This window comes from Methylobacterium sp. 1030 (assembly GCF_040544715.1).
Taxonomy (GTDB): domain Bacteria; phylum Pseudomonadota; class Alphaproteobacteria; order Rhizobiales; family Beijerinckiaceae; genus Methylobacterium.
The window spans coordinates 70,674-83,823 of the sequence record NZ_JBEPKM010000020.1 but is presented as its reverse complement, the minus strand read 5'-3'; the positions used below and the strand labels follow the sequence as shown (position 1 = coordinate 83,823).

Below are 13,150 nucleotides of genomic sequence, written 5' to 3'. Positions count from 1 at the left end.
GATTGCGGAATCGCCGGGCCGGGGCGCCGCGGGTGCGCCCGGGAGAGACAGCGCCGCGCGGCGACCCTCGAGCGCCGGACAACAGCGGCGCGATGCTGGGGCCGCTTCCGATCGTGTTGCAACGGTTGGGAAGGACGACGACCCCGGTCGAGACATCCGCGCCACGCCCCCTCTCCCGCACGGGAGAGGGGACCCGCGCCTCGTCCGGCACGGGCTCGACGCGCCACCGCCTCGCCTTGCTCGGGAGCGGTTCTAGGGCCCGGCATCCTCGCGCCGGAGCAGGAACACGCCCTGCGCGCCGAACAGGTTCCAGACCCACCAGGGCATGGAGAACCGCATCGGCCGGCCGCGGGCGTCCAGCGCCGTGGCGTGCTCGATCCGCGCGCCGATCAGGCGGCACAGGCCGACGAAGTCGCGGATCGTGCAGTGGTGGATGTTGGGCGTCTCCCACCACGCGTCCGGCATGATCTCGGTGACCGGCATCCGCCCGCGGAAGGCCAGCTCGGAGCGCACCCGCCAGTGCCCGAAATTCGGGAACGAGATGATCACCTGCCGGCCGATGCGCAGCAGGTGCTCCAGCACCACCCGGGGATTGCGGGTCGCCTGGATGGTCTGGGACAGGACCACGACGTCGAAGGCCCCGTCCGGGTAGTTGGCGAGGTCGGTGTCGGCGTCGCCCTGGATCACCGACAGGCCCCGGGCGAGGCAGGCGTTCACGCCCTCGCGGGACAGCTCGATCCCGCGCCCGTCGATGGCGCGGCGGTCGCGCAGCAGCGCCAGCAGCGAGCCGTCGCCGCAGCCGATGTCGAGCACCCGGGCGCCGGCCGGGACGAGGCCGAGCACGACGAGGTGGTCGACGCGGGCGCCGCCGCCCTCGGCCGCGTGGGGCAGGGCGTCCGCGCCCTCCCAGGGGGCGCCGTGGCGGACCTTGCCCAAGGAGATCTTGCCCAGGGGCAGCTTGCCGAAGGTCATCTTGCCGGGCCCGCCGCTCGCCATCCGCGTCACAGCCCGCGCGCCCGGGCGGCGGCGTCGATGAAGCCGCGGGCCGCGGAGAACATCGCCGGCTCGTCGAGCAGGAAGGCGTCGTGGCCCTTGTCGCTCTCGACCTCCACGAAGGCCACCGGCGCCGCAGCGGCGTTGAGCGCGTGGACGATCGCCCGGGAGTCGCGGGTCGGGAACAGCCAGTCCGAGGTGAACGAGATCACGCAGAAGCGGGTCTTGGTGCCCCGGAAGGCGTTGGCGAGCACGCCGCCGTGGTCCTCGGCGAGGTCGAAATAGTCCATCGCCCGGGTCAGGTAGAGGTAAGCGTTGGCGTCGAACCGCTCGACGAAGCTCAGGCCCTGGTGGCGCAGGTAGCTCTCGATCTGGAAATCGGCGTTGAACGAGAAGGTCGGCGCCGTGCCGCCCTGGAAGCGCCGGCCGAACTTCCGGTGCAGCGCCGGCTCGGACAGGTAGGTGATGTGCGCGCCCATCCGGGCGACGCCGAGCCCCTTGGCGGGCCGGGTGCCCGCCTCGAGGTAGCGCCCGTCCGCCCAGGCGGGGTCGGCCATGATCGCCTGCCGGCCGACCTCGTGGAAGGCGATGTTCTGCGCCGAGTGGCGGGCGCCGGTGGCGATCGGCATCGCGGCGAAGACGCGCTCGGGATAGAGCGCCGCCCATTGCAGCACCTGCATCCCGCCCATCGAGCCGCCGATGCACAGGAACAGGTCCCGGATGCCGAGATGCTCCAGCAGCATTGCCTGGGCCCGGACCATGTCGCGGATCGTCACCAGCGGGAAGTTCAGCCCGTAGGGCCGCCCCGTCGCCGGGTCGATCGAGGCCGGGCCGGTGGAGCCCATGCACGAGCCGATGACGTTCGAGCAGACGACGAAGTAGCGGTCCGTGTCGATCGGCTTGCCGGGGCCGACCAGCGTCTCCCACCAGCCGGGCTTGCCGGTCACCGGGTGGGTGTGGGCGAAGTACTGGTCGCCGGTCAGCGCGTGGCAGATCAGGACCGCGTTCGAGCGCGCGGCGTTGAGCGTGCCGGCGGTCTGGTAGGCGATCTGGAAGGGCGCGAGCTCGACGCCCGCGTCGGTGAGCAGGGGCGTGTCGGCGGCGAAGCGCGCCACCGGGCTCCTCGGGTCGAGCGCCTGCGAGCGCTCGGACGCGCGCCGCGCCGGCTCGTCGATCGGGTCCGGCCTCAGGGCCGTGTCCGTTTGGGTGTCCATGGCGGGTCTTGACGACCGTGTATCGGTTCGGATCCGAACCGGGAGAGCACGGGATCGCCTGACGCGCCGCACTCGCCCGACGCGGCCAGCCCCGCCGAGGTAATGCGCGGGGGGCCGAGCGTCAACGCGGGCGGGCCGGACGGTCAGGCCCGGTCGGGTCGCTCACGCGATCGGGGCGGCCATCACGGCGAGCCCCAGGGCGGGCAGGCCGAGCGCGAGGGCGGCCCGGGCATCCAGACGGTCCGCGCGGACGCCCGCCCGCCAGTGCCGGCTCGCCGCGCTCTCGATCAGCATGCCGGCGAGCACGAGACCGCAGCCGATCAGGGCCTGCATCGAAACCATGGGAACCTCGCCCGGACAGCCGCGCGACCGGGGGCGCCGCGCGTCTCGGCGCGCCCCCGGTTGCCGCTGGGAAAGTCCGTCCGGTGTCTGACGGTTCCTCGCCGACGCCTCAGCCGGCGCCTCAGCGCATGGCGGCCGCGCAGGCCGCGAAGACCAGGGCGGCGCCGGCGGCCGTGATGCAGCCGTTGGCCCAGGGCGCCGCCTCGGCGCGCCGCAGGCGGCAATCCGCGGCGACCGAAACGAGGATCCCGATCAGGAAGAGGCTGCAGGGGATCAGGTCACCGGGCATCGTCGATCCATCCAGGGGTTGCGGGTCGGGGCACGCCCGACGCGCCCCTGTTCTCCCGGTTCAACAGGCCGAAACGTGGCGAGTGCCCCGCGGCATTTGCGCGTCGCCGATTTGCCGCGGCGCCCCGGATGGATCGCGCTGGTTGAAGTCCCGCCGATGAAGTCCCGCCGATCAGGTCCTGGCCGAGGCCGGCCGGGTGTCGAAATCCTCCGGGCCCAGATCGAGGAGGTCGTTGGGGGTCTCGGTGCGGTCGTAGGCCTGGCTCGCCGCGGCCTCGATCACCGGCTGATTGCGGGCGAACAGCTCCAGGGGGGCGAGGTCGGCGCCGCCGAACTGCTGGCGCAGCACGGGAACCGGGACCTCGACCGCGATCACCCGCTGGCCGTTCGTCATGGCGAAGCGGATCAGCGAGTCGTCGGCGGGGAGGATGTGGGCGCCGCCGTCCAGGTAGCGTTCGAGGGGCATGCGGGGATCCTTCGTGTTGGGCGCCTTTCGGCGGAGCGCCGGCATACAGGCACGACTCCGTGGGGCCGGACAAGTCGCCCCGGCAGGGTCGGGCCGCCACCTCCGGAGTCGGCCCCGGGTTCACCGGCCGAGGAAATGCTGTAGACGGGCGCGGAACCGACCGAACCCCGCGCATCCCGAGTCGCACCGCAATGTCCGCCCCCCGACCCGCCCGTCCGGAACCGCGTCCCGGCGTCCTGGCGATCGACACCTACGTGCCCGGCAAGAGCGGGCGGCCCGGGGGCGGCAAGGTCTACAAGCTGTCCTCCAACGAGACGCCCCTCGGCCCGAGCCCGGCGGCGCTGGCCGCCCTCCACGCGGCGACTTCCAAGCTCGAGACCTACCCGGACGGGCGCGCCACGGTGCTGCGCACCGCCATCGCCCGGCGCTACGGGCTCGACCCCGAGCGGATCGTCTGCGGCGCGGGCTCGGACGAGCTCCTGTCGCTGCTGGCCTACGCGTATGGCGGGCCGGGCACCGAGGGGATCTACTCGGAGCACGGATTCCTCGTCTACCGGATCGCCATCCTGGCCTCGGGCGGCGAGCCCGTGGTCGCGCCCGAGCGCGACCTCACCGTCGACGTCGACGCGATCCTGGCCCGGGTCACCGACCGGACCCGGATCGTCTACGTCACGAACCCCAACAACCCGACCGGCACCTACCTGCCCTTCGACGAGATCCGCCGCCTCCACGCCGGCCTGCCGCCGCACGTGCTGCTGGTGATCGACGGCGCCTACGCCGAGTACGTCCGCGCGAACGACTACTCGGCCGGGCTCGAGCTGGCCCTCGAGGCCGAGAACGTCGTGATGACCCGCACCTTCTCGAAGATCCACGGCCTCGCCTCCGTGCGGATCGGCTGGATGGTCGCGCCGGCGCACGTGGCGGACGCGGTCAACCGGATCCGGGGCCCGTTCAACGTCTCGGGCCCGGCGATCGCCGCGGGCTCGGCCGCCATCGCCGACGAGGCGCACATGGCTGCCGCCGCCGCCCACAATGCCGAGTGGCTGCCGAAGCTCACCGAGGGCGCCCGCGCGCTCGGCCTGGAGGTCACGCCGAGCGTCGCGAACTTCCTGCTGATCCACTTCCCCGACGCGCCGGGCCGCTCGGCGGAGGACGCGGACGCGTTCCTGACCGAGCGCGGCCTCATCACCCGGCGGGTCACCGCCTACGGCCTGCCCAACGCCCTGCGGGTGACGGTCGCCGGGGCCGAGGCGAACAAAGCCTTCCTGGCCGCGCTCGGCGACTTCGTGCGGGGCCGGCATGGCTGAGACGTCCGTGGCCGGGGCGCCCGGGACCGAGGCGCCCGCTATCGGCCGCCTCGCCATCGTCGGCCTCGGGCTGATCGGCTCCTCGATCGCCCGGGCGGCGCGCCGCTACGGCCTCGCCCGGACCATCGTGGCGGTGGACCGCGACGCGGCCGTGCGCGCCCGGGTGCGCGAGCTCGGCATCGCCGACGTCGTCACGGGCGACCCGGCGGAGGGCGCCGCCGGCACCGACCTCGTCATCCTGTGCGTGCCGGTGGGCGCGATCGGGGCGGCGGCGGCCGAGATGGCGCCGCATCTCAAGCCCGGCGCGATCGTGTCGGATGTCGGCTCGGTGAAGGGCGCCGTGGTGGCGGCGGTCCGGCCGCACCTGCCCGAGGGCGTCGCGCTGGTCCCCGGGCACCCGATCGCCGGGACCGAGTTCTCGGGGCCGGACGCGGGCTTCGCGACCCTGTTCCAGGGCCGCTGGTGCATCCTGACCCCGCCCGAGGGCACCGATCCGGCGGCGATCGAGACCGTCCGCGCCCTGTGGGCGGGGATGGGCGCCGACGTCGAGACGATGAGCGCCGAGCACCACGACCACGTGCTCGCCATCACCAGCCACCTGCCGCACCTGATCGCCTACAACATCGTCGGCACCGCGGCCGACCTCGAGGCGGCGACGCAGTCCGAGGTGATCAAGTTCTCGGCGAGCGGGTTCCGCGACTTCACCCGCATCGCGGCGTCGGACCCGACCATGTGGCGGGACATCTTCCTCAACAACCGCGAGGCGGTGCTGGAGATGCTCGGCCGGTTCAACGAGGACCTGTCGGCGCTCGCCAAGGCGGTGCGCTGGGGCGACGGCGACGCGCTCCACGCGATGTTCACCCGCACCCGGGCGATCCGGCGCAGCATCGTGGCGCAGGGCCAGGAGACCGCGGCCCCGGATTTCGGCCGGCCGCGTCCGCCGGAGGAATAGGGAAGGCAGCGGACCGACCCTCACACGGACTGGGTCCCTCAGCGCCGTCTTTGCGAGCGCAGCGAAGCAATCCAGGGTGGCTCTACGCTGTGGGGGATGTCGCGCTGCCCTGGGTCGCTTCGCTGCGCTCGCGATGACGGGGAGCGCTCAAGCCGGCGGGCGGTTGACCAGCACCGGCTGCGCGGCCGTCCGCTCCGGGAACAGCTGCTTCAGGGCCTCGAGCTTCGGCGCGTCGTTGGCGGCGATGTACGGGTGGCCGGGGTGCAGGGCCATGAAGTCCTGGTGGTAGCCTTCCGCCGGGTAGAACGCGGCGCCCGGCTCGATCCGGGTGGCGACCGGCCGCGCGTAGGCCTGGGCCGCGTCGAGCTGGGCGATGTAGGCCCCGGCCACCCGCGCCTGGTCGGCGTCCTGCGGGAACAGGGCCGAGCGGTACTGGCGCCCGGCATCGGGTCCCTGGCGATCCACCTGGGTCGGGTCGAGGGCCACCGAGAAGAAGATCCGCAGCAGCTCGTCGTAGCGGATGACCGACGGGTCGTAGGTGACCGACACGGCCTCGGCGTGGCCGGTCCCGCCGCCGCTCACGGTGCGGTAATCGGCCTCCGCGCGGGTGCCGCCGGCGTAGCCCGACACCGCGCCGCTCACCCCGCGCACGTGCTGGAACACCCCCTGCACGCCCCAGAAGCAGCCGCCGGCGAAGACGGCCACGCGCGGCCCCGGCGGCTCGGCGGAGCGGGTCACGGCCTCCGGCAGGCGCCGGGGCGCCTCCTCGGCGAAGGCCGGGAGCCGGGGGAGCAGGACGGCGCCCGCGAGCCCGAGCCCGAGCCCCGCCCCGAGGACCGGGCGGGAGAGGGTGCGGAACGTGTCGCGAAGGGCCATGGTCAACCTCCTGCCGGATGCTGACAGCCCGTTCGCGCCGGCGCCCGATCCGGTTACGCGCGCGGCTGGCCGCATTGCGGTGACGGCGACATGGGTCTAGGCACCCGGCAACAGATCGACACGCGCGCGCAGGATCCGTCCCGTGACCATCGCCCCCGAGCCCAACTCCTTCCGCACCGGCCCCGACGAGCGCGGCCGCTTCGGCATCTTCGGCGGCCGCTTCGTCGCCGAGACGCTGATGCCGCTGATCCTCGAGCTGGAGGCGGCCTACGACGCGGCCAAGCAGGACCCGACCTTCCAGGCCGAGATGGAGAGCTACGGCACCCACTATATCGGCCGGCCGAGCCCGCTCTACTACGCCGAGCGCCTCACCGAGCACCTGCGCGCCAAGGCGCCGGCGGGGCAGGGCGCCAAGGTCTATTTCAAGCGCGAGGAGCTGAACCATACCGGCTCCCACAAGGTGAACAACGTGCTGGGCCAGATCCTGCTGGCCCGCCGCATGGGCAAGCCGCGGATCATCGCCGAGACCGGCGCCGGCCAGCACGGCGTCGCCACCGCCACGCTCTGCGCGCGCTTCGGCCTCAAGTGCGTCGTCTACATGGGCGCGGTCGACGTCGCCCGGCAGGCGCCCAACGTCTTCCGCATGAAGATGCTCGGCGCCGAGGTGATCCCGGTGGAATCCGGCACCAAGACCCTCAAGGACGCCATGAACGAGGCGCTGCGCGACTGGGTCACCAACGTCGCCGACACGTTCTACTGCATCGGCACGGTGGCGGGCCCGCACCCGTACCCGGCCATGGTCCGCGACTTCCAGTCGGTGATCGGCCGCGAGACCCGCGAGCAGATGATCGCCCAGGAGGGCCGGATCCCGGATTCCCTCGTCGCCTGCATCGGCGGCGGCTCGAACGCCATGGGGCTGTTCCACCCGTTCCTGGACGACCGCGAGGTCGAGATCTTCGGCGTCGAGGCCGCGGGCCACGGCGTCCAGTCGGGCCTGCACGCGGCCTCGCTCACCGGCGGCAAGCCGGGCGTGCTGCACGGCAACCGCACCTACCTGCTGATGGACGGGGACGGCCAGATCGCCGACGCGCACTCGATCTCGGCGGGCCTCGACTATCCGGGCATCGGCCCCGAGCACGCGTGGCTGCACGAGATGGGCCGGGTCACGTACCTGTCGGCGACCGATTCCGAGACGCTGGAGGCGTTCAAGCTCTGCTCGATGCTGGAGGGGATCATCCCGGCCCTGGAGCCGGCCCACGCCCTGTCCAAGATCCTGGAGCTCGCGCCGCAGCGCCCGGCCGAGCACCTCATGGTGCTCAACATGTCGGGCCGCGGCGACAAGGACATCCCGCAGGTGGCCGAGATCTTCGGCACGAAGATCTGAGGGCGCGCGGCGGCAGTCCTCCGCCCGCCGCGCCCCGCCTGTCCCGCGCGCGGACCGTCGGCCTCAGGCGGTCTCGATGTCCGTGAGCGGGAAGTCGTTGCCCTTGTGGAGCAGCGGGATGCCGTGGGCGCGGGCACAGGCGTAGGCGAAGCAGTCGCCGAAGTTCAGGCCGGCCGGGTGCCGGCCCTTGCCGAAGCGGTCGTAGGCGTCCAGCGCGCCCGCTTCGGCCTCCGGCGGGACGGCCACGATCTCGATGCCGGCGAGGTCGAGATAGGCGTGCACCGCCTCGCGGGCGGCCGGGACCGGGAGATCGAGGTGGCGCGCCAAGGCCACGCCGGTTTCCCAGACCGCCAGGGGCGACGTCACGCGGCGCAGCGCCCGCTGAAGCCGGGCCGCCAGGGCGGCCGCATCCGTCTCGTCGGTGAGGATCGCCGTGAGGGCCGACGCATCCACGAACATCGGGTCCCGCCTCAGGTGCGCTCGTACAGACCGTCGATGAACGCCGCGTCGGCGGGCTTCCGGTCCGGACCGGCACGCTCGTGCAGGGCACGGACGAAGTCGGCCGTCCGCTCGACGAGATCGGGCCGGTTCGTCTGGCGGGCGATCTCGTTCTGAAGCGCGCGGCGCACCGCGTCGGTCTTGCTCGTGCCCAGCAACGCCATGAGCTGGGCCGCGAGGGCGTCGACCTGCGGATCCTTGACGTAGAGCGGCATGCGCGGCCCCCTGGGATATCCCGCACAGCGCTAATTTATATCCTCGGACGCCGCAAGGCGGAGCGGGCCGGAGCGGGTCGCCGGGCCGCGGCCGCTCACCGCACGGTCACCGCACGGTCACCGCACAGTCACCTGATCCTTGATCTTCTCGTAGACCGACCGGCTGAGCACGCGCTTCGACAGCAGCTGCTCCACCGACGTGTAGGGCCGCTTGGCGACGATCGCCCGGCCGATGGCGCCGCCGCCGCGCAGGTGATTGAGATCCGCCACCGAGGCGGTGTTGAGATCGAGGATGGCCAGGGCCCGGGGACCGGCGCTGTCCTCCGCCCGGTCGACCTCGGCCTGACCGGCCGCCTCCTGCGCCGACGGATCGGGCTGCGCCTCCCGCGGGAGCGGCTCGGCGGGGAAGGCCGTCGCGTCGGAGGGCATCTGCGTCGGCGCCGGAGCGCCGCCGGGCGGGGCGGGGGCAGGCTCGACCGCCGCCGCGGGCGGGGCGGACGGAGCGGCCGGGGCGGGCGGCGCCGCAGGAGCCGCGGGAGGCGGCTCGACGCGCCGGACCGTGGCCGAGGGCTGGGGGGCCGCCGGTGTTTCCGGAGCGGACGCGGGCGGAATCGCCGGTCCGGGTGCGGGGCTCGGCAGCAGGGCCTGCACCACCGCCGCGAGGATGCCGGCAATGATGAGGAGAACCGAAACTCTGAGGATTGCAGGACCGCTGAGCACGCACCACTCGACGAGGATTAAAACTATATGCATCTACAGTTAATGATATCCTTGCACGTCGTCCAATCCACGCCCCAAACCCGGCGGGTCATCCCCAGGGTATGAGCGGGCCCGTACCGCGGCCGGGGGCGGGACTGCGTCGGCGGCTGGGTGAGCGACTCGGCAAGCGCCTGGGCGCGCGCGTCGGCGCCCTGCGCTACCTGCCGACCCTGTTCCGGGAGATCGCCGCCGCGAGCCCGCGCCTGCTGGCGGCGAGCCTGTCGCTGCGCCTCGTGGCGGCCTGCCTGCCGGTCCTGACCCTCTACCTCGCTAAGCTCATCCTCGACGGGATCGTGGCCGAGCACGCCCGGCCGGCGCCGGAGGCGGGGCTCGCTTCGTGGCTCGCCGATCCCGGCCGGGCGCGGCTCGCCGGCCTCGTCGCCGCCGAGTTCGGCCTCGCCCTGCTCTCGGACCTGACCGGCCGGCTCTCGAGCCTCGTCGAGACCCTGATCGGCGACCTCTACGCCAACGCGGCCTCCCTGCGGCTGATGGCGCACGCCGCCGAGCTCGACCTCGCCCAGTTCGAGGACAGCGCCCAGCAGGACCGGCTGGAGCGGGCCCGCCGGCAGGTCAGCGGCCGCACCGGCCTCATCGGCACGGTGTTCGGCCAGCTGCAGGGCCTCCTGACCCTCGCGACCCTGGCGGTCGGGGTCGCGGCCTTCACGCCCTGGCTCGTCGTGCTGATCGCCGCCGCCCTGGTCCCGGCGGTGCTCAACGAGTGGCACTTCACCAAGGCCGGCTACCGCCTCGCCTGGATCCGCAGCCCCGAGCGGCGGCGGATCGACTACCTGCGCTACCTCGGCGCCAGCGTCGAGACCGCCAAGGAGATCAAGCTCTTCGGCCTCGCGGGCTACGTCACCGGGCTCTACGCCGCGGTGGCGGGGCGGCTGCTCGCCGAGAACCGCGGCCTCGCGGTCGCCCGGGCCGGCTGGGGCTTCGCCTTCGCGAGCCTCGGGACGCTCGCCTACTACGCCGCCTACGCGGTGATCGTCTGGCGCACGGTGGCGGGCGCCTTCTCGGTGGGCGACCTCGCCTTCCTGGCCGGCGCGTTCCAGCGGCTGCGCGGCGGCCTGGAGGGGCTGCTCCTCGGGCTGACCCAGATCACCGGCCAGGCGCAGTATCTCGAGGATTTCTACGCCTTCTTCGCGATCCGGCCGCAGATCCGCTCGCCCGCCCGGCCCGTGCCGGTGCCGAGCCCGATCCGGGAGGGGCTGGTCTTCGAGGATGTCGGCTACCGCTACCCGGGCGCGCAGGGCTGGGCCCTGCGCCACCTCTCCTTCGCGGTCCGGGCCGGGGAGACGGTGGCGCTGGTCGGCGGCAACGGCGCCGGCAAGACCACGATCGTCAAGCTGATGACCCGGCTGTACGAGCCGCACGAGGGCCGCGTGCTCCTCGACGGCGTGCCGCTGCCCGCCTACGACCTCGACGACCTGCGGGCGCGGATCGGGGCGATCTTCCAGGACTTCGTCCGCTTCGACCTCACCGCCGGGGAGAACGTCGCGGTCGGCCGGATCGCGGCCGCCGACGACGCGGACCGCATCGCCGCCGCGGCGGCCCGCGGGCTCGCGGCCCCGGTGATCGAGCGCCTGCCCGCGGGCTACGCCCAGCCGCTGGGCAAGCGCTTCGCCGGCGGCCTCGACCTCTCCGGGGGCGAGTGGCAGAAGGTCGCGCTGTCCCGGGCCTACATGCGCGAGGCCGAGATCCTGATCCTGGACGAGCCGACCGCCGCCCTCGACGCCCGGGCCGAGCACGACGTCTTCGCCCGGTTCCGGGAATTGTCGGCCGGGCGGACGACGGTGCTGATCTCGCACCGCTTCTCCACCGTGCGCATGGCCGACCGCATCCTCGTCCTGGAGGGCGGCCGGGTCTTGGAGGAGGGCAGCCACGCCGCCCTCATGGCGCGGGGCGGCCGCTACGCCGAGCTGTTCGCCCTCCAGGCCGAGGGCTACCGGTAGGCCGGCCGGCGCGTCGCCGGGGCGGCCCAAGCATTGCCCGATTCCCTGAGCCTGCTATCTGCGGCGGACCGAACCGGGGTTGTCCATGCGCCTGCGCCTCTTCCCACTGCTGACGGCCGGTCTTCTCGTCTGCGCCGGGCCCACCCGCGCGGCCCCGCCCGCCGCGCCCGAACCGGAGGCCAAGCCGCCGGCGCCCGAGATCGTGCTCGCCAACCACCGCGCGGTCTACGACCTGTCGCTGGCCGAGGGCGGCGGCACCCGCTCGGTGGAGAGCGCCCGCGGGCGCATCGTCATCGATTTCCGGGGCGACGCCTGCCGCGGCTACACGATGCAGACCCGCCAGGTGACGGAGCTGTCCTCCGGCGAGACCGGCGCGCGCCTGTCCGACATGCGCAGCACCACCTTCGAGGGCGGGCAGGGGCGCGAGTTCCGGTTCAAGACGACGACGCTCACCAACAACAAGCCCGCCGCCCCCGTGGACGGGACCGCCTCCGAGCAGGGCGACGCCCTGACGGTGAAGCTGAAGGGCGGCCCCAAGCCGTTCACCGTGGAGGGGCCGGTCCTGTTCCCGAGCGAGCACATGCGCCGTCTGATCGAGGCAGCGCGGGCCGGCCAGTCGACCCTCGCGGTCAAGGTCTTCGACGGCTCGGACGACGGCCGGAAGGTCTACGACACCTTCGCGGTGATCGGCCACGCCGCGACCGGCCCGGCCCCGGCCTCCGGCTCGACCCGCGACAAGCCCCTGCGCGACGGGTCGCTGGCCACCATGCCGCGCTGGCCGGTCCGCCTCAGCTACTACACCGAGGGCGCCGGGGAGCGGACGCCGATCTACACCCTCGGCTTCGACCTCTACGAGAACGGCGTCAGCGGCGCGCTCAAGCTCGATTACGGCGACTTCGCCATCCTGGGCGACATGACCGCCCTCGACATCGACGCCAAGGCGGGGCGGGCCGACAGGGAGGCGGGCAAGGGCTGCACGCCCTGAGGCCCCGCCTCACGCCCATGCGTCGTCCGGCCGCGGCGAGAGCGCCTGCCAGGCCGCGGCGATCCGCTCCGGCTTGATCCCGAGGCCGTTCGCGCAGGCGACCAGCACGTTCTCGTCGCCCATCACGTGGTCGAGGACGCCGACCAAGAAGGCCGGCTCCCGGGCGCTCGCGCGGAGCGTGTCGGGGCTCAGGCCGCTCGCCGCCAGGAAGGGCAGGAGACGGTCGTCGTCCCCAGCGATCCACAACAGAACGTCCAGGGCGAGCCGTTCGGCCGACTCATGCCCTTGAAGAGGTTTGCCATTCATCAACATGTGAACGCTACAAAGGTGACGGAGGGGCTTCACGGCCCGCTAATCATGATCGGCGCGCACCGGGACAACGGATCATGAAGAAGACGGTGCTGATCGTCGAGGACAACGAGTTGAACATGAAGCTGTTCAACGATCTCCTGGAGGCGAACGGCTACGCGACGCTCAAGACCGCCCACGGCATCGAGGCGATCGAGCTGGCGCGCGCCCATCACCCCGACCTGATCCTCATGGACATCCAGCTCCCCGAGGTCTCCGGCCTCGAGGTGACGAAGTGGCTCAAGGAGGACGACGACCTCAAGAGCATCCCGGTGATCGCCATCACGGCTTTCGCCATGAAGGGCGACGAGGAGCGGATCCGCGAGGGCGGCTGCGAGGCCTACCTGTCGAAGCCGATCTCGGTCGCGAAGTTTTTGGCAACGGTTCGGGCCTATCTTGAACCGCGTTGACGCCGGCGAGGCGTGCCGTTGAACCGGACCCCCGGCCGCGCCGGGCCGGGTGACCGGTTCAACCGTCCGTCCCGTCGTGTCCGCCCCGGCCCCGGCGGCCGACCGGCGGCGCGCCCCCACGGCACACGGCGCCCGGTCCGGGCCGCTCACCCGCGCCC

The 13,150-nt window shown here is 73.0% G+C and carries 16 protein-coding genes; 6 read left to right on the top strand and 10 right to left on the bottom strand.

Annotated elements, in window-relative coordinates; all coding sequences use genetic code 11:
- Positions 1-252: 252 nt before the first annotated feature.
- The 5 genes from metW to ABIC30_RS25440 all read right to left on the bottom strand — a co-directional run bounded on the left by metW (position 253) and on the right by ABIC30_RS25440 (position 3,303).
- Positions 253-972 carry a methionine biosynthesis protein MetW gene (gene metW, locus ABIC30_RS25460; protein WP_051123778.1) on the bottom strand — a complete coding sequence of 240 codons (720 nt, stop codon included), beginning with the start codon at positions 970-972 and terminating at the stop codon, positions 253-255.
- Positions 973-1,001: 29 nt separating this feature from the next.
- On the bottom strand, positions 1,002-2,207 hold the full coding sequence (gene metX, locus ABIC30_RS25455) for a homoserine O-acetyltransferase MetX (protein WP_020095220.1): 1,206 nt from the start codon (positions 2,205-2,207) through the stop codon (positions 1,002-1,004).
- A 162-nt stretch (positions 2,208-2,369) separates the two neighbouring features.
- Positions 2,370-2,549, bottom strand: a complete 180-nt coding sequence (locus tag ABIC30_RS25450; protein ID WP_020095221.1) for a hypothetical protein — start codon at positions 2,547-2,549, stop codon at positions 2,370-2,372.
- A gap of 121 nt (positions 2,550-2,670) precedes the next feature.
- Positions 2,671-2,838, bottom strand: coding sequence for a hypothetical protein (locus ABIC30_RS25445; protein WP_020095222.1), 168 nt, complete (start codon positions 2,836-2,838; stop codon positions 2,671-2,673).
- 171 nt (positions 2,839-3,009) lie between these two features.
- Positions 3,010-3,303: a hypothetical protein gene (locus ABIC30_RS25440; protein ID WP_026605255.1), complete on the bottom strand. Its 294-nt coding sequence runs from the start codon at positions 3,301-3,303 to the stop codon at positions 3,010-3,012.
- Between the two features lie 191 nt (positions 3,304-3,494).
- Between ABIC30_RS25440 and ABIC30_RS25435 the strand changes: the two genes are divergently transcribed.
- Positions 3,495-4,610 (top strand): pyridoxal phosphate-dependent aminotransferase, encoded by a 1,116-nt coding sequence (locus tag ABIC30_RS25435; RefSeq protein WP_020095224.1) that lies wholly within the window; start codon positions 3,495-3,497, stop codon positions 4,608-4,610.
- Positions 4,603-5,562 carry a prephenate/arogenate dehydrogenase family protein gene (locus ABIC30_RS25430; RefSeq protein ID WP_042673722.1) on the top strand — a complete coding sequence of 320 codons (960 nt, stop codon included), beginning with the start codon at positions 4,603-4,605 and terminating at the stop codon, positions 5,560-5,562. The genes ABIC30_RS25435 and ABIC30_RS25430 overlap by 8 nt, the downstream gene beginning before the upstream one ends.
- 147 nt (positions 5,563-5,709) lie before the next feature.
- On the opposite strand, the gene msrA is transcribed toward ABIC30_RS25430, so the two are convergent.
- Positions 5,710-6,438: a peptide-methionine (S)-S-oxide reductase MsrA gene (gene msrA / locus ABIC30_RS25425; RefSeq protein ID WP_020095226.1), complete on the bottom strand. Its 729-nt coding sequence runs from the start codon at positions 6,436-6,438 to the stop codon at positions 5,710-5,712.
- A 142-nt stretch (positions 6,439-6,580) separates the two neighbouring features.
- Here msrA and trpB point away from each other — a divergent pair, with 142 nt between their 5' ends.
- Positions 6,581-7,822, top strand: coding sequence for a tryptophan synthase subunit beta (trpB, locus tag ABIC30_RS25420; RefSeq protein ID WP_020095227.1), 1,242 nt, complete (start codon positions 6,581-6,583; stop codon positions 7,820-7,822).
- Between the two features lie 63 nt (positions 7,823-7,885).
- On the opposite strand, the gene ABIC30_RS25415 is transcribed toward trpB, so the two are convergent.
- The 3 genes from ABIC30_RS25415 to ABIC30_RS31845 all read right to left on the bottom strand — a co-directional run bounded on the left by ABIC30_RS25415 (position 7,886) and on the right by ABIC30_RS31845 (position 8,964).
- Positions 7,886-8,281, bottom strand: coding sequence for a type II toxin-antitoxin system VapC family toxin (locus ABIC30_RS25415; protein ID WP_020095228.1), 396 nt, complete (start codon positions 8,279-8,281; stop codon positions 7,886-7,888).
- An 11-nt stretch (positions 8,282-8,292) separates the two neighbouring features.
- Positions 8,293-8,535: a type II toxin-antitoxin system VapB family antitoxin gene (locus ABIC30_RS25410; protein ID WP_020095229.1), complete on the bottom strand. Its 243-nt coding sequence runs from the start codon at positions 8,533-8,535 to the stop codon at positions 8,293-8,295.
- Between the two features lie 117 nt (positions 8,536-8,652).
- Positions 8,653-8,964 (bottom strand): helix-hairpin-helix domain-containing protein, encoded by a 312-nt coding sequence (locus tag ABIC30_RS31845; RefSeq protein ID WP_020095230.1) that lies wholly within the window; start codon positions 8,962-8,964, stop codon positions 8,653-8,655.
- 392 nt (positions 8,965-9,356) lie between these two features.
- On the opposite strand from ABIC30_RS31845, the gene ABIC30_RS25400 reads away from it, so the two are divergent.
- Positions 9,357-11,249 carry an ABC transporter ATP-binding protein gene (locus ABIC30_RS25400; protein WP_020095231.1) on the top strand — a complete coding sequence of 631 codons (1,893 nt, stop codon included), beginning with the start codon at positions 9,357-9,359 and terminating at the stop codon, positions 11,247-11,249.
- 85 nt (positions 11,250-11,334) lie between these two features.
- Positions 11,335-12,234, top strand: a complete 900-nt coding sequence (locus ABIC30_RS25395; protein WP_020095232.1) for a cell envelope integrity EipB family protein — start codon at positions 11,335-11,337, stop codon at positions 12,232-12,234.
- Positions 12,235-12,243: 9 nt separating this feature from the next.
- Here the strand turns inward: ABIC30_RS25395 and ABIC30_RS25390 are convergent, their stop codons facing one another.
- Positions 12,244-12,540, bottom strand: a complete 297-nt coding sequence (locus tag ABIC30_RS25390) for a DUF3572 domain-containing protein (protein ID WP_026605257.1) — start codon at positions 12,538-12,540, stop codon at positions 12,244-12,246.
- 80 nt (positions 12,541-12,620) lie between these two features.
- Here ABIC30_RS25390 and ABIC30_RS25385 point away from each other — a divergent pair, with 80 nt between their 5' ends.
- Positions 12,621-12,992 carry a response regulator gene (locus ABIC30_RS25385; protein WP_007560977.1) on the top strand — a complete coding sequence of 124 codons (372 nt, stop codon included), beginning with the start codon at positions 12,621-12,623 and terminating at the stop codon, positions 12,990-12,992.
- Positions 12,993-13,150 lie beyond the last annotated feature (158 nt).